The following is a 16187-nucleotide window of genomic DNA, read 5'->3' on the forward strand; positions in this document are numbered from 1 at the left end:
TTATGGTGGTAGCGTCAGTAAGGAGGGAGACCAACACATGACAGAGATTTCTGAACAGCTTCAGTCTGCTAAGGAAAATGTAACTGAGCCGTTGCCGACACCACCGGATATGGACGGCAAGCAGGCAGAGCCTAATGAACTGCTGGAACGCCTTAACTGGGGGGAACCCGCGTTAACGATCGCTGACGTGCGCGATCGGACTGAGTTTAACAAGGAGCGCATTACAGGTGCTGTTCCCATGCCAATGGACCAGTTGCCTCAATCGGCGGAGCCACTGCTGGAATACAATCGCGACATTTATGTATACGGAGATAATGCTGCGCAGGCTGCGGGCCAACTCCGTCAGGCAGGATTCAAAAGCGTTTCTGTTCTGCAGGGTGGCTTAGCTGCATGGAAGGCTATTGGTGGTCCGACTGAAGGCACCGAAGCCTTCTCCTCACCCAAGCTCTCTGCCAATTCATAAATGGCTCTGAGAAATTGCAAATAGTGATCTAGTGGGTTTGTCTGTATAACTACCAACAGGCAAACCCATTTGTGTTGCTAGGGTTTGCCATGGCTCTTGTGTCCTGTTTGGAACTAATGCAGGGTCCCTATGTGTACCCTGCATTAGTTCAGGGGACGGTCGCTGGACAAGTTAGTGGATTCACTTGTGGAAAAAACACCCCGTCTTGACCAAGGCCGTCTTGTCCGAACGGAATTGGCGATGGCTGACTTGGGTGCATTGGCTAGATGGCCTACTAGTTGGCTTAACCCATACTCCAAAAAAGCCAGGGACGCAGCATTTGCATCCCTGGCTTCTGAAGCTAAATCAGAGCTTTAAAAACGAAGACTTAGCTAGCGCCTGCTGCACTGCGAGCTGCTGCGGCTTCATCTGGATGAATATTCAACCGAGTTAGGTTAATCCGTCCGCGATTATCCACCTCCCGAATTTTCACGACAACCTCATCACCAACTGAAACCTCATCTTCCACCTTGTTGACTCGATAGTCTGCCAGCTGAGAAATGTGAATCATTCCCTCTTGGCCAGGTAAAAACTCGACGAAAGCGCCAATTGGGATAATGCGCGTTACTTTGCCCATAAAGACATCCCCTGCCGATGGCTTGAAGACGATCGCCTCAATCAGTGATTTTGCCTCTTCTCCCTTCTTGCCATCTAAGGAAGAGACGGTGATCATCCCGTCGTCTGCAATATCGACTTTGGCTCCAGTCTGTTCGGTAATTGACTTGATCTTCTTACCGCCAGGTCCAATGACCATCCCAATCATATCCGGATCGATCTTGAAAGTAAGGAGACGAGGCGCATAGGGCGAGAGCACATCACGGGGCTGATTGATCGCCTGTAGCATGGACTCCAAAATGTGCAAACGAGCGGATTTGGCCTGATGAATCGCTTTAGCAATGACATCGACAGCCAGCCCCGTAATCTTCATGTCCATCTGCAGGGCTGTGATACCCGAGTCAGTACCCGCAACCTTGAAGTCCATGTCACCCAAAAAGTCCTCAATCCCTTGAATGTCAGTCAAGATGCGGACTTCATCGCCTTCTTTGATTAGACCCATGGCTGCGCCGCTAACGGGCTTAGTAATCGGCACACCGGCATCCATCAGACTCAGTGTTGAACCGCACACTGACCCCATCGACGTTGAACCATCCGAGGAAAGCACCTCAGAAACAACTCGGATAACGTAGGGAAAGTCTGCCTGGGGAGGAAGCACAGGAACCAATGCTCGCTCAGCTAGGGCACCATGACCAATTTCGCGCCGTCCGGGCGATCGCATCGGTCGAGTTTCTCCTACAGAGTAGGGCGGAAAATTGTAATGATGGATATACCGCTTTTCCTCATCTGGATGCAAATCATCCATCATTTGAGCATCACCGGAGGTGCCCAAGGTGACTACCGAAAGCACCTGAGTGAGACCTCTTTGGAAAAGACCCGTGCCGTGAACTCGTTCCGGTAAAACGTCTACCCGTGAGCTGAGAGAGCGCACTTCATCCAGCTTACGACCATCGATTCTGACTCCTTCTCCAACAATTTGCTGGCGCATCAGCTTTTTCGTGATGCCTTTATAGGTATTGCTTAGCGCTTTCGAGTTTTCTTCAACGGCTTGGCGGATTGGATCATCCTCTTCCTTAGCAGCAATTTCGTCGGCAATTTCTGCCTTAATAGCGTCTAATTTCTCATCGCGCTCAGGCTTGGCAAGCGTAAACTGAGTCAGAATTTCTTTGACAGGTTTGGCAGCTCGCTCTTCAATGAATTGCTCTAGTGTTGGATCGGTTTCGGGCGGTGTTGCAACGACACGCTCAATACCTAATTCTGACAGCAAATCATTTTGCGCTTTGATCAGATCTTGAACCACTTCGTAGCCAAAGTCGATCGCTTCAATAACATCTTGCTCCGGCAGTTGATTGGCTCCCGCTTCCACCATAATCACGCCATCAGGAGACCCAGCCACTATTAGATCGAGATCTCCCTTCTCAATTTCGCTATAGGTTGGATTAATGACGAAGTCGTCGCCCAATAGCCCAACTCGGACGGTCGCCATAGGACCATTAAAGGGGATTTCAGCTAACAAAGTTGCTACAGAAGCACCGGTTGCCGCCAGAACATCAGGTGGCACCTGTTCATCCATCGACAATGTACTCGCTACGATTTGAATGTCGTCCCGCAGCCAGGAGGGAAACAAAGGCCGCATGGGACGGTCAATCAGGCGGCTGATGAGGGTGGCCCGCTCTGGAGGTCTTCCTTCTCTTCGAAGATATCCGCCAGGAATTCGTCCAGCAGCATAGAGACGCTCTTCGTAGTCAACCAGTAGAGGCAAAAAGTCAATCCCTTCTCTGGCAGTTGATTGAGTAGCTGTCACAAGGACTGAAGTTTCGCCTGACTCAATCAGTAATGAGCCTCCCGCCTGGGGGGCTAATAATCCTACTTTAAGTCTGATATCCCTTCCATCGAAGGATATCGACTTGTTTACTTCTTGCATGGACTACTTTATCCTTTCTTTTTCTGTCTTTTGTGTCGCACTTATCGTAGCACTGTTGCTGCGAAGCGAATTTCCTCCTTTTTGAGCTGTTGCAAAATTGCGCTTGAATGAAAAATATAAAGATATATAAAAACCCGTGAAGTTGTTGGCCTGAAACGACTTTTGGATTTCCTAGAACACTGTGCTCACAAGAATTCTTGACTCTTGAAGTAGCTAAGTCACGACCTTCGCGGATTGTCACTGTCAACAAATCTGTGCTGTCTATAAGGGCAAGAAAACTGACATGTCTCGGCAATTTTTATCACACCTAAAAACTAAATATTTTAGTCAGTAAGCTGAGGTGCCGAATTTGTCCGCTGGATTTTTTAGGGAATGTCTCCTGGAAAATTGCCATCTCTTTTCAAGCTAAAGCCATCACTTCAGGCACTTTGTTGAAATGGCTTGCTAAACTCACTCACTTGAACGCATTTGCAAGGGTGATAGTCCGCTTTATTTCTAGGGAAACCTGGTGGCATACAGTCTCAGTGAAACCGCTGAACTTTTGGCTATATCTACTGAGATTCCACAGCATCCATTGGCTTACGATAGAGACTTAGACTTTTTGAGCTCTTGAGCTTCTAGACGATAAACCTCGTTTTTATTGAATTCCTTATGACGAAAACGAAAATACTAGTAACTGGTGCGGCAGGTTTTGTTGGCTTCTTTCTCTGTCAGCGTCTTCTGGAAGACGGCGTGGAGATCTATGGCATTGATAATCTTAATGACTATTACACTGTGCAGTTGAAGCACGATCGCCTGGCGATTCTCAACGCTCAACCTGGCTTCACGTTCCAGCAGCTAGACTTGAGCGATCGCGAGGGAATGCGGACTCTGTTTGAACAGCAATCCTTTACTCACATTGTTCATTTGGCGGCCCAGGCGGGCGTTCGCTACTCTCTTCAAAATCCTTATGCCTATGCTGACGGCAACCTAATGGGTTTTTTGAACATCTTGGAAGGCTGCCGTCATTCTGAGCAGTTCGAGCACCTGATCTATGCGTCCTCCAGCTCTGTTTATGGCGCCAATACGAAAGCGCCTTTTTCAACTGGAGACAGCGTTGATCACCCGGTCTCCCTCTATGCGGCAACTAAAAAAGCCAATGAACTGATGGCTCACTCCTACAGCCACCTTTACGACATTCCGGTGACGGGGCTGCGCTTTTTCACGGTGTATGGTCCGTGGGGACGACCTGATATGGCGTATTTCAAGTTTGTGGATGCGATCGCTCATGATCGGCCCATTGAGGTGTACAACTACGGCAAAATGAAGCGCGATTTCACTTACATCGACGATGTGGTTGAGGGCATCGTGCGGCTGCTGAACTACATTCCTAAGCCGATTGCTGACGAGGCAGCCATCAACTCTAAGGCACGCTACAAGGTCTACAACATTGGTAACCATAGTCCTGTCGAGCTGCTTACATTCATTGAAGTCATCGAAAAGGCTATGGGTAAGCGGGCTGAGAAAATCATGAAGCCAATGCAGCCTGGAGACGTTGTGGCGACCTATGCCGACGTTGACGATTTGATGAGAGATGTTGGTTTTAAGCCTGAAACTCCGATTGAAGTTGGCATTCAAAAGTTTGTGGACTGGTATCGCGACTACTACCAGTAAGCCCTTCGATGACCATAATTTAAGGAAGTGACTCTGAGTTTCTGAGTTGAAGAGTGTTTATGATGACGGCTCTCACACTGCCTCTGAAGTTTGATCTCAAGCACGTTCATCTCAGCGATGAGCAGTTTTACCAGATCTGCATTAATAATCCTGATTTAGTGCTTGAACGGGATGCTCAAGGGGCTTTGATTCTCATGTCACCAGTTGGAGGGGATAGCGGCAATCGGGAGTCGATGTTGGGCGGGGAACTCTACGTGTGGAATAAGCAGACTCAACTTGGCAAGGTATTCAGTTCCTCCACGATGTTTAAGCTGCCGGGCGGTGGAGAGCGATCGCCCGACGTAGCCTGGATTGAACTCTCCCGCTGGCAAGCTCTGACCCCAGAACAGCGCCGAAAATTTCCTCCTATCGCGCCTGATTTTGTCATTGAACTTCGGTCGGCCACAGATGCACTTAAGCCACTGCACGAAAAAATGCAAGAGTATACGAATAGTGGGGTTCGCCTCGGATGGCTGATTGACCCGCAAAAGCAGCAGGTCGAGATTTACCGCCAGGGACAAGACAAAGAAATCAAGCCGTTGCCGACAGTGCTTTCGGGTGAGGCGGTGCTTCCAGGTTTTCGATTATCGATAGAGCAATTTATATCAGAGGAGTAGGCTTTACTGCCGGTCTAGAATCTTGTCGATGAACTGCTGCCACGTTGCGTTGGGAGTCCAAATGGTGTGGAGGGATTGCTCAGCTACAGAGTGCGGCGTTCCCTGTAGACGCCGATGCAGGTAGATAAAGGCTGAGACCCTCATGTTGGCTGCACAGTGGACGAAAACTTTGCGATCGCCCCCCTCTGTCATAACCTGCTGGAACTGCTGAAAGTCTTCCTCTGTAGGACTTTCCCAAATGACTGGAATGGCGACGTACTCCATATTCTGAGCTTCCACAACGGAGCCTTCATCGGGTAGGGCATTATCCGAGGTGGGCATTGCCAAATTAACTACAACCTCAAAGCCGGCCTGTCCTATCTCTGCAAACTGCTCCTCCGTTGGCTGTCCTGCCGTGGCTAACGTGTCTTCAATTGGCAAGTAGTTGTAGATATCTTGCAGCATCAGTCTGCCATTCCTTGGGATTGAGCAACCCGTGAATCAGTGCATTTCAGTTTTAATCAGCGTTATAGCATCCCCTACCTTCAAGGAGCGGCTGGTGGATGCTGGCGAGAGTCGAGTGTTGACTGACAGACGATAAAAGTGGTTGAAGCGCGATCGCGCTACGGTCTCCGGTAGAGTCTCTGCCCGCTGCTGACTGAATTGTTTCTGAAATCCTGCCGTAGCGGCACCAGTTTGTGGCTCGCGCGTGGGCACGACGCAGCGCTGGCAGGGATTAATACCTTCAAACATCACATCCCCTATTGTGAAAGGCACAGGTTCGCCGGATTCAGAAAAAAGCTGATCCTCCCAAAAGGCGGGCACACCTGTAATCTCCAGGTTGGTCCGAAAGCGCGATCGCGTTTCGGACAAGCTCAGATCAAACCAGCCTGCGATCGCTTGCAGTGTTGCCGTACTGATAACTGTGGGACCTGGAGAAATCGTGTCGTCTGGAAAACCCTGCTCAAGATTCTGCTGAAGCGTCACGGGCTGAGCAAAATACTGGCTGAACCAAGCTTCTAGTTTTTCTTGATCATGGAGCAGATGAAACGTATTAGGGTCAGTCGAGTCATTTGTCCAAACCGTTATCTCAGTCATGTCATCCGAGAATCGCGATCGCACCTGATGAATACTGGCATATCGTTTGGCGTTGACGAATTTCTCAGATTTATCCGCAAGGGCAAAGGTGCGATCGTGTTTTAAGGCGCCACTTGGCAGCACGTCAGCTGATGGAACTGTAACGCCATCTAGGGATTTGAAAGGATACAGGTCAATTTTGAATAATCGAGGTGTTATGGGCGTCTGCATTGAATTGTCCAGCATGACTGATATCGTTTCTTATGGGCTATAGCTGCAGAACGTTGAAATTCAAAGCCCCGAGACGCCAACACGCTCACATTGGTATCCCAAATCAGCTTTAGCCGTTTAGCTGATGTGCCTCATAGCCTCTATGTGTTTAATGCATCGCAGATGACTTGCTGTCTTACGTAGCAGGACTGGGTCGGCTATACAATCGCAAATTTGCAGAAGCCTCTGGCTGAGAATGCGCTCTCATCATATCCGTCCTATGGAGGGAACGCACGATAGGTCAGGCATCCTTATCGATTGAGCAACCTATACTGTCCTGAAGAGTAAGGCTGTTGTTTAGCTTTAGTCATCTAGGCTTGTGCACCCAACAGCATCCAAGTGCTTGGCGCATCACTAGATGGTTTGCCGTCTTGTCCCAACGGAACTGGCGATGGTTATACCTCAGAAGGTTAATGACACCGCAGTTCCTTAGGCTACAAGTTGTGTTTCGACGGGTGTTGCTGGGAGAAGTTGTGAACGGTTGGTTGCGAGTCGGAATTGGTTTGGTGTTGGGATGTTGGCTGTGGATGATGAATCCAGCTTCTGGGTGGGCCATACAGCAAGAGCCGGAGGTGCTCACCCTGGAACGTCTGCAAGAGCGAGTTGAGCATCCAGTGCAACGAGAGGGCAAATCTACGATTGACTTACGCCAATTTACGATTGATCTCAGAGATGCTAATGATTCTTTTCGCAATCAGTTCTATCGCATTTTGCAAAATCGAGTTCAGGTTGGCACTGCTGTCGCCAACTTGGATTTGGGCAACTCAGTTGTTCAGGGAGACCTGGATTTACAGCGCTTGAGTTTGCGGGAGCCACTATATGGAGAGGCATTTTTTCCGCTATTAACGGAGCCAGAACAGGCTCAACTCAAGCGCGATCGCCGTCGCATTTCTCAGTTAAGTCAACTATCGCGATCGCTCCTGCTTCAGCCCCAACCCACCCAACTCGGCATTTTTTTGTTTCGCGGTGGCCTCGATTTAGCTCAAGTCCGGTTTGAGGGTGCTGTGCTAGCTTCAGATATTTTCTTCTTGGGCACTATCAATGCTCAAGGGGCACAGTTTCAGCAGGACGTGAACTTTAGCGAGAGTCGCTTCAGTCAGCCTGTCTCTTTTGTTGCCAGTCAGTTTCAGGCCATAGCGCAGTTTAGGAGCTGTCTCTTTTTTGAACGCGCTCGATGGCGGCAGGTGCTTTTTCAAGGACCCGTGACCTTTCAGGGCAGTGACTTTCGCGAACGGGCTGGATATGGGCAAACCGTTTTCCAACAAGAAACGAACTTTATCCGGACGACATTTCAGCAAAATGCCGATTTTGGTCAGACGATTTGGCAAGGTAGTGGCTCTTTTCTAAAGAGTGTTTTTGCGGGAGATGTCTTTTTAACGGAGGCACGGTTTGAGGCTCCAATGAATTGGCGGCAAAGTCGATTAGGCCAGTCGGTCAATCTCAGAAGTGCGATCGCCCAAAGTCAGCTCGACTTTGGGGATGTCGTCTTTGGTGTTGACACGGTCATCAACATTGCGGGCATGGATTTCAACACTGAACAAGCAGCGTTGCTGGGCAGTCCAGGCAGAATCGGTCGAGTTTTATCGGTCCCTGCGCTGGAGGGTAACGAAACTCTGCTCCGAAATCTCATTCGGAATTTTCGTGAGTTAGAACAAGTGGCGGATGCCAATCGAGTTGAATACACGCTGGAGAAATTGCGGTTGCGATCGCTGCGCCGCCAGCTCTTGGGCGTCAACCTCAACACGGCCTCTCAATCACGCCTACAGCAGATAGGCTTTTCTTCTATGCAAAGCAGCGCCATCCTAGATTATCGCCAGCACAATCCCTTTGTGAATCCAGCCGACATTCTTGATCTAGGAGCATTCGACCTAGCTACCTATGTGAAGGTGCGCGATCGCATCATTGCTCAACCACCGGTCTCGTGGGTTCGTCGTTTGCAACTTTTGCTGCGATGCCTGACGCTATCGGTGCTGCTATTGACGAGTCACTACGGAACTAGCGTCGGACTGACTCTAGATGTAGGGCTACTCGCGATTGTCCTCTCTAGCGTGCTCTTTTGGGGAACTGATCGCTATCGGCGATCGCTGCCAAAGCCTATCGTGCCGCCGCTTCAAGAAACAATCTGGATGCTTAGCAGTTTCAGTATTCTGGTTAGTCTGGGTAGCTTACTTCTGCTGCGCTTGGGTGAGGCTCCATTGAAAACGGGGTTAGCGATCGCAATCGTCGTGATACCTGTGCCCGTTGTGCTCATCACGCGACTATATCAGCAGGGTCGTTTTCACAATCAGCTTGATACCAGCTATTTAGTGGAGGACGGTAGCGCTCGTCAGCTACGGCTCCTCATTGCCAGACTACCCATCATTCCCAAGTTTCCGTTTTATCGCGATCGCTACTATTCCATTGATTGGGAAAAGCGCCGCAACTGGCTCAACTACTATGACTTCAGCCTCAATAATTGGCTCAAGTTTGGCTTTAACGATATTCGCCTGCGGGATGAGGATGTGCCGGGACTGGTGACAGCCTTGGTCTGGTATCAGTGGGCTGTGGGACTCGCCTACGTCACGCTGCTGCTGTGGACTTTGTCACGTACTATTCCCGGTTTGAATTTATTGCTGTATTTCTAGACGGCTAATTCAGCAGGATTTACGCAGAGTATCTTGGGTTTTAGCTTCACTACACTCTGGCGACGATCTATTTTTTGCTTGACCTTCCTCTCTTCTGGTTCCGGTTTGCCTATGTTGAAAAAGGATTGACGATCTCAATACCTGTGCCCTCAAAGTCTTTAGTGTTGCGGGTCGCAAGATAAAGAGAATTTTGTAGTGCAGTTGCGGCAATTAAAGAATCTAGAAGAGGTAACTTCCGACCATAAGACTCTAACTGACTCAGTAGATTTCCCCAAATAAGCATCGTTTCAATATCAATGCAGCATACTCTGCCCGCAAAACGCTTTAAGAGATCATGCATTAACCAGTTAACGAGTCGAGATTTACGATGCGAAGTCGGTAATCTATTGATTCCTTTCGCAATTTCGCCAATGGTAATAACTGACAAATAAAGACTTTCTGATACCTGAGCCTCAACCCAATCGATAACTTGCGAATTTGGATGTTTGTTTACTAACTCCGAAATGATACAAGTATCCATCAAATAATTCATAGTGAAGTTCGATCAGGGATGCTGCTGGGATCGCGACTAAGATCGATTTCATCCGCAAACTCACGAAGGGGCGAATTGTAGAAGAAATCAACGAGAGAAGACTCAGATTGATTAGCCTGAGTCTTCTCTATAGGATTAGCGATTGTACTTGGAACCATGCTTTGAGCTAAAACCTGAATGAGATGAAGCTTCGTAGCTGAATCCAATTGCAGCAATTGACTTTCTAAATCTTGGATAGTCATCCATCCTCCTGCTGCGTATAGCCAACAGTAATTTTTTGGCAGTAAACTTTAAGCAAATGACGCCAGGTTAAACGAGCACCAGTCCTTTTAAGTCGACGCTCCAAAAGACTTGTCTCTCAATTCTGGCACATTCATCTACTCATTTGATCCGTTCATCGCTCCCTATCTACGTCAAAGCAATCAAACTCTCTTATGCCCCTTTCTCTGAAGTTAGAGAAGATCAAAGTATTTAAAGTGAGTGCTGCCCGGCTTGCCTACAGGTATCCTGCGTAAGCCTCATACAGCAAAAAAACCTTGTGTGATATTACGCAAGCAAAGGTTAAAGTCTTCATAAACTGCTCTTGACTTGTCAGGGATATCCTCAGGCTTGGTGTGATCAGTGCATCTTGACTCTTAAAGAAATACGGAATTGATCACACTGCGGTAGAGCGTTGGTGCGGTTGCGATCGCACTTCATCCCTAATGACTCTCTGCTGCTATCGCTGGTGTTCTAAAAAATCTTTGAGAACTAAAAGCCTATGTCTACCCGCTTTGCCTCCTTCAATGCCTCGCTTAACCGCTCCGAGGCGGAGCAGCTGATCATGGATTTGTCTACTCCAGAGAATGAGCAAGCTCAGGCGATCGCCGAAATTATTCAGCGCACCAATCCGGATGTCCTCCTAATCAACGAATTTGATTTTGATGCTGACGGTGAAGCCGCCCGTCTCTTTCAAGAAAACTACCTATCAGTTTCCCAAAACGGCGTTGACCCGATTGAGTATTCCTACGTCTACGTCGCTCCTTCTAACACGGGGATTCCCTCCGGATTTGACTTGGATAACAGCGGTGCAGCAGGAGACTTTGCACCCAATGATGCCTTCGGTTTTGGCTTTTTCGAAGGGCAATTTGCCTTCGCTATTTTTTCTAAGTTCCCCATCGTTGAAGACGAAATTCGCACGTTTCAAGAGTTTTTGTGGAAAGACATGCCGGGAGCGCTGCTACCGACTGACCCAGAAGACGTCGATGGCAACGGCGACACTGAGAACTGGTATACCGCTGAAGAATTGGAGGTTGTCCGCCTCTCGTCCAAGAATCATGTGGATGTGCCCATTGAGGTGGACGGCGAAATTATTCACGTCCTTGCCAGTCACCCAACGCCTCCCGTATTTGATGGTCCTGAAGACCGTAACGGCACCCGCAACTTTGATGAGATTCGCTTCTGGGCCGACTATGTGCAGGGCGCAGACTATATCTACGACGATGATGGCAATACGGGCGGACTAGAGGCAGGAGCCAAGTTCGTCATCATGGGCGATCAGAACGCCGATCCCTTTGATGGCGACAGTATTCCCGGAGCCGCTCAGCTCCTGCTCGACAATCCCCTGGTCAATACCTCCGTTACTCCCAGCAGTGAGGGCGGCGTTGATGCCGCTGATCGTCAAGGGGGAGCCAACGCTGATCATCTTGGCAATCCGGCCTTTGACACCGCTGATTTTGGCTTTAATGCAGATGACCCCACGAACGACAATACCCCTGGTAACCTGCGAGTCGATTACGCCTTGCCGTCTAGAAACTTGGAGATTACGGATGCTCAAGTCTTCTGGCAGGCCAGTGATGCTCCGCTGTTTCCTCTAGCAGAATTCCCTACCTCTGATCACCGTCTGGTGTCCGTCGATGTGGCAACCCCTGAAGCGTTAGATGGACGGGTCAGCGTGACAGGGCTGGAATTTTTAGGCGAAGTCACGTTTGAGACCGGATTCGAATTTGAAGAGACAGAAGTGGGTGGTTTATCAGGCTTAGTGTATGACCCGGCCAAAGGTGTCTACTATGCGCTAGCTGATGCTCGTTCTGATGCTCGCTTCTACACGCTTACCGTCGATCTGAGTGACGGCAGTCTGGAGGATGGCGACATCACTTTCACAGATGTCAACACCTTAGTTGACAGTGATGGCAATCCCTTCGTGGACGGCGGCATTGACCCTGAAGGCATCGCTCTGAGTCCGAATGGCACGCTTTACATCAGTTCTGAAGGTGATGCAAACGCGCTGCTCGATCCATTTGTCAATGAGTTTTCCCTAGATGGACAGCAGCTGGCTGAACTACCCGTTGATGACAAGTTCCTGCCAACGGCTGATCAATCGAGCGGCATCCGCAACAATCTTGCCTTTGAGAGTTTGACGCTGAGTCCTGATGGTCAGTTTCTCTACACTGCAACGGAGAATGCTCTTTTTCAAGATGGTTTAAACGCCAATCTAGACAACGGCAGTCTCAGCCGCATCGTGAAATATGACTTAGAGAGCGGTGAAGCGGTTGGCGAATTTGTCTACGAAGTGGATTCTGTTCCCGAAGCCCCCATCCCTGATGATGCATTTAGTACCAACGGTTTGGTCGAACTGCTGGCAACGGATAATAATGGCTCTCTATTGGCATTAGAACGAGCTTTCTCAGCAGGGCAGGGTAACACCGTCAAGCTCTATGAGGTGCGATCGCAAGGCGCTTTGAATGTTCAAGAGGTCGCCGATTTATTCCGCGAAGAGGAGTTCGAAGACGACGGCGATATCCTACCACCAGGCCCCTTTGAGATCGACCCGGCAGTCACTAAAGAGGAACTGCTAGATATTGAAGCGGATTTAGGCATTGAGCCTGACAATCTAGAAGCGCTGGCATTTGGGCCAATTCTGCCGGATGGTCGTCAAACGCTGATTATTGCCAGCGACAACAACTTCAGCGACACTCAAGCCACGCAGTTTTTGGCTTTTGCACTCGAAACAGAGTCGATGCCAGTGGTGCCCTCGGTGCTAGAGACTCCGCTGACGGTCGATGACGAGGACGGCACGACACCGCTGCTAGGCGACTCTGATGATCCCGCGATTTGGGTGAATCTTGACACTCCTGATGAGAGCCGAGTGATTATCACCCTCAAGGATGGTGGACTGGCAGTCCTGAATCTGGCAGGCGAGATTCAGCAGACTATCTTACCTGCACCCTTCGGTGACATCCGCTACAACAATGTGGATGTCCTGTATGACGTTGAGGTGCCTGCGTTCAATCCAAACGGGGCGATTACGACAGACCTAGCAGTGGTGAGCGATCGCGAGAACGATACCCTAGCCGTCTTCAGCATCAATGCTGAAACGGGTGAACTGACCGACTTCACGGCTCCTAATCTCAGCGATCCAGACTTCTCTATTTTTGGGGTAGATGATGGTGAAGCCACCGCTTACGGTTTGGCGACTTACACCAGCCCTGTTTCGGGCAAGCTATATGCCTTTGTAACTCAAGCCGATGGCAATCAGGTTGCTCAGCTGGAGTTGATTCCCGAAGCCGGTCCTGCCGATGAGTCCTACATTGATGCCAAAGTTGTTCGCCTCATTGATCTGCCCGTTCCGACTGGTGATGCTGAAGATTCTCAGTCAGAAGGTCTGGTCGTTGATCAAGAACTGGGCTTCCTCTATGTTGCGCTGGAGAACGAAGTCGGTATTCTCAAGTTTGAGGCAGAGCCCAATGGCGGCAGCGATGGCGAACTGGTGCAGGCGATCGATACAGACTTTTTTGAACCTGACCTGGAAGGACTTACTCTTTACTACAGTGACGAGGGTACGGGCTATTTGATTGCCTCCAGCCAGGGCAACAACTCCTTTGCAGTCTTCACCCGCGAGGGCGACAACGAATACTTGGGTAGCTTCACTGTGGGTGATACGGGCCTGATCGATCAGGTGAATGAGTCCGATGGCTTAGATGTGACTAACGTTGCTCTTGGTTCGGCCTTTCCGAATGGCTTACTCATTGTTCAGGATGGTGCCAATGACCCTCAAAACGCGGTTGAGGATGATGAGGAACTGGAAAATAACAGTACCAACTTCAAGTTTGTTGATTGGGCTGACGTGGCCGCAGCACTGGGGTTAGACGTTGACACTGACGGTTTTGATCCCCGCAATCCTGACGCTTTGGTGAACACATTGCCGAATGGCGTTGCCAGCGGTGATGTGTCTCAAGATTCCGCTGTGTTGTGGACACGCAGTACGGTTGAAGGCGAAGTCACCTTTGAATACTCCACGGATGCGGACTTCAGCAGCATTGTGGGAACGGTGACGGCGATCGCAACTGACACGGATGTTCCTGTTCAGGTCGATATCGATGGCTTGGAGGTGGGAACCGAATATTTCTATCGGGCGACCAATGCAGTAGGTGCAACGGAATCCGGACGATTTGTGACGGGAGCCGAGCCAGGGGAATACACCGGACTTACTTTTGGAATCTCTGGGGATTGGCAGCAGGCTCCTCCTTATCCAATTCTGAACTCAGCTGCCGACAGTGAACTCGATCTTTTTGTGAAGCTAGGCGACACTATCTATGCAGATTTGGAGACTCCTGCTCTTCCTGGTGTTACTCAGGCCCGTACCCTGGAAGAGTTTCGCATTAAGCATGAGGAGATTCTCAGCCCTCGCTTTGGCCTCAGCGCCGTAGCAGACTTGCAGGCAACCACCTCTGTACTGACAACCATTGACGATCATGAGATCGTGGATAACTTTGCGGGGGGTGCCGCTCCGGGTGACTCTCCTGATGCTCCTGATATCGGATCCTCTCCCGATCCGTTATTCACCGACGATGTCGAGTTCGTCAACGATACTCAGGTTTATGAAGACGCGCTGCAAGCCTACCAAGAGTACCAACCCATCCGCGAGGAATTCTATGAGGCCACAGGGGATGCCCGCACTGATGGAGAGCGCAAGCTCTATCGCTCTCGGGATTACGGCAGCGATGCTTCTATCTTCGTTACAGACAGTCGCTCTTTCCGAGATGACCAGTTGGAACCAGCCAACATTGTTGATCCTACCGAGTTTTTGGTGCAGGCCTTCGATCCCAGCCGCACGCTACTGGGTGAAGCACAGCTGGAGCTTTTGAAGGCTGACCTGTTAGCGGCTAAAGAGAACGGCACCACTTGGAAGTTCGTGGTCATTCCAGAGCCCATTCAAAACTTCGGTGTGGCTAATGCGGAAGACCGTTTTGAAGGGTACGCTGCCGAGCGGACAGAACTGCTCAGCTTCATCGATGAAAACGAGATTGACAATGTGGTGTTCATGGCAGGCGACTTCCACGGCACCATCGTCAACAACCTGACCTATCAGCTTGGACCAGGGCAGGAGCAGGTCGCAACCAATGCCTTTGAGATTGTGACGGGTCCGGTGGCTTTCTTTGATGGACGCTTTGGTCCCAGTGTCATTGATCTGGCGTCTGCTTTTGGGCTGATAACGCCAGAGCAGCGTGCGTTCTATGACACATTGCCCATTGCGCCTGACACGGACAATATTCCTGACGATAAAGATGACTTCCTAGAGCAGCTTCTGATTGCTCAGACTGATGTGTTGGGGTACGACCCTGTTGGTTTGGACAATAATCTGGAGATGGCTGAGGGCCTGATTAAGGCAACGCTGCTTCAGGGGGACTACGTTTCTGCTCACACCTTCAGCTGGACGGAGCTTGACATTGATGCGGAGACTCAAGTCCTGACGGTTACCACCTTTGGTATTGATGCCTATAGCGAAGCGGATTTGCTGGCGGATCCGCAGGCGGTGCTGGACCTAACGCCGAGAATTGTGAGTCAATTTGAGGTTGCGCCCACGGTTGATGAGGTGGATGCGATCGCGGAATTGATCGATCTCACGGGCTTTGATGACGACGTTGCTGTCAACGTTACAGGCACTCGCGAAGCAGCCTTCGACAATGTGCTGAAGTTCTATGAAACCGATGCTCAGGGCCGTGTGAAGGGTCTTGCTCCAGATGACGACGGGTATGAAGCAGCCGTTGCCGCCAACCTAATTGACGGTTCAGAGCTGTTTGTGACCAATCTGAACACTGCTGACTTTGATCTCACGCTAACGGGAGGTGTTTACTACGCCCCTGCATTGCTGATTGATGGCAGCACTGACAACCTGGCAACCCTGGCCGATAACGCTCTGGGCATGATCCGTATCCAGCGTGAAGGCGATGTTTGGCGCTTTGAAGACCTCAACGACAACGATTTCAATGACCTCGTCATTACTCTCAATTCCGCCGAAGCCATAGCGTAACAGCTCTTTGAAGAGAACCATTGCTCCTTTAAACCTCCGCTCTACTTGTAGGGTGGAGGCTTTCTGTAGGGTTTCACCTGTAGAAACGCTCAGCTACTGACTAAAGTCAATACACTGCGGCAG

General features: G+C 50.0%; 10 protein-coding genes. 5 read left to right on the top strand and 5 right to left on the bottom strand.

From position 1 onward, the window contains the following. Positions 1 to 37: 37 nt before the first annotated feature. Positions 38 to 463: a rhodanese-like domain-containing protein gene (locus tag PN498_RS23385; protein WP_272065834.1), complete on the top strand. Its 426-nt coding sequence runs from the start codon at positions 38 to 40 to the stop codon at positions 461 to 463. A gap of 367 nt (positions 464 to 830) precedes the next feature. Here the strand turns inward: PN498_RS23385 and PN498_RS23390 are convergent, their stop codons facing one another. Further along, positions 831 to 2981 carry a polyribonucleotide nucleotidyltransferase gene (locus PN498_RS23390; RefSeq protein ID WP_272065835.1) on the bottom strand — a complete coding sequence of 717 codons (2151 nt, stop codon included), beginning with the start codon at positions 2979 to 2981 and terminating at the stop codon, positions 831 to 833. 651 nt (positions 2982 to 3632) lie between these two features. Here PN498_RS23390 and PN498_RS23395 point away from each other — a divergent pair. Together PN498_RS23395 and PN498_RS23400 are read left to right on the top strand one after the other, a co-directional pair. Continuing rightward, complete coding sequence (locus tag PN498_RS23395; RefSeq protein ID WP_272065836.1) at positions 3633 to 4634, top strand: NAD-dependent epimerase; 1002 nt, start codon at positions 3633 to 3635, stop codon at positions 4632 to 4634. A 62-nt stretch (positions 4635 to 4696) separates the two neighbouring features. Continuing rightward, positions 4697 to 5290 (top strand): Uma2 family endonuclease, encoded by a 594-nt coding sequence (locus tag PN498_RS23400; RefSeq protein ID WP_272065906.1) that lies wholly within the window; start codon positions 4697 to 4699, stop codon positions 5288 to 5290. Between the two features lie 3 nt (positions 5291 to 5293). On the opposite strand, the gene PN498_RS23405 is transcribed toward PN498_RS23400, so the two are convergent. Continuing rightward, positions 5294 to 5734: a protein tyrosine phosphatase family protein gene (locus PN498_RS23405; RefSeq protein ID WP_272065837.1), complete on the bottom strand. Its 441-nt coding sequence runs from the start codon at positions 5732 to 5734 to the stop codon at positions 5294 to 5296. A gap of 36 nt (positions 5735 to 5770) precedes the next feature. After that, a complete protein-coding gene (locus tag PN498_RS23410) occupies positions 5771 to 6592 on the bottom strand; it encodes an MOSC domain-containing protein (RefSeq protein WP_272065838.1) in 822 nt (273 codons plus the stop codon). Between the two features lie 437 nt (positions 6593 to 7029). On the opposite strand from PN498_RS23410, the gene PN498_RS23415 reads away from it, so the two are divergent. After that, entirely contained in the window at positions 7030 to 9240 is a 2211-nt protein-coding gene (locus PN498_RS23415) for a pentapeptide repeat-containing protein (protein WP_272065839.1), read from the top strand. Between the two features lie 109 nt (positions 9241 to 9349). Here PN498_RS23415 and PN498_RS23420 read toward each other — a convergent pair whose 3' ends face one another. Continuing rightward, entirely contained in the window at positions 9350 to 9772 is a 423-nt protein-coding gene (locus PN498_RS23420) for a type II toxin-antitoxin system VapC family toxin (RefSeq protein ID WP_272065840.1), read from the bottom strand. Then, positions 9769 to 10014, bottom strand: coding sequence for a hypothetical protein (locus PN498_RS23425; RefSeq protein WP_272065841.1), 246 nt, complete (start codon positions 10012 to 10014; stop codon positions 9769 to 9771). Before PN498_RS23425 ends, PN498_RS23420 begins: the two co-directional genes overlap by 4 nt. Before the next feature lie 518 nt (positions 10015 to 10532). Here PN498_RS23425 and PN498_RS23430 point away from each other — a divergent pair. Then, complete coding sequence (locus PN498_RS23430; RefSeq protein ID WP_272065842.1) at positions 10533 to 16064, top strand: phytase; 5532 nt, start codon at positions 10533 to 10535, stop codon at positions 16062 to 16064. Positions 16065 to 16187: the final 123 nt, after the last annotated feature.

Source organism: Oscillatoria sp. CS-180, assembly GCF_028330965.1.
GTDB lineage: Bacteria > Cyanobacteriota > Cyanobacteriia > Phormidesmidales > Phormidesmidaceae > Halomicronema.

Coding starts and splice junctions, on each gene's coding strand:
- PN498_RS23415 (WP_272065839.1), top strand. CDS start 7,030: ATGACACCGCAGTTCCTTAGGCTACAAGTTGTGTTTCGACGGGTGTTG.
- PN498_RS23390 (WP_272065835.1), bottom strand. CDS start 2,981: ATGCAAGAAGTAAACAAGTCGATATCCTTCGATGGAAGGGATATCAGA.
- PN498_RS23425 (WP_272065841.1), bottom strand. CDS start 10,014: ATGACTATCCAAGATTTAGAAAGTCAATTGCTGCAATTGGATTCAGCT.
- PN498_RS23400 (WP_272065906.1), top strand. CDS start 4,697: ATGACGGCTCTCACACTGCCTCTGAAGTTTGATCTCAAGCACGTTCAT.
- PN498_RS23385 (WP_272065834.1), top strand. CDS start 38: ATGACAGAGATTTCTGAACAGCTTCAGTCTGCTAAGGAAAATGTAACT.
- PN498_RS23430 (WP_272065842.1), top strand. CDS start 10,533: ATGTCTACCCGCTTTGCCTCCTTCAATGCCTCGCTTAACCGCTCCGAG.
- PN498_RS23405 (WP_272065837.1), bottom strand. CDS start 5,734: ATGCTGCAAGATATCTACAACTACTTGCCAATTGAAGACACGTTAGCC.
- PN498_RS23420 (WP_272065840.1), bottom strand. CDS start 9,772: ATGAATTATTTGATGGATACTTGTATCATTTCGGAGTTAGTAAACAAA.
- PN498_RS23395 (WP_272065836.1), top strand. CDS start 3,633: ATGACGAAAACGAAAATACTAGTAACTGGTGCGGCAGGTTTTGTTGGC.
- PN498_RS23410 (WP_272065838.1), bottom strand. CDS start 6,592: ATGCTGGACAATTCAATGCAGACGCCCATAACACCTCGATTATTCAAA.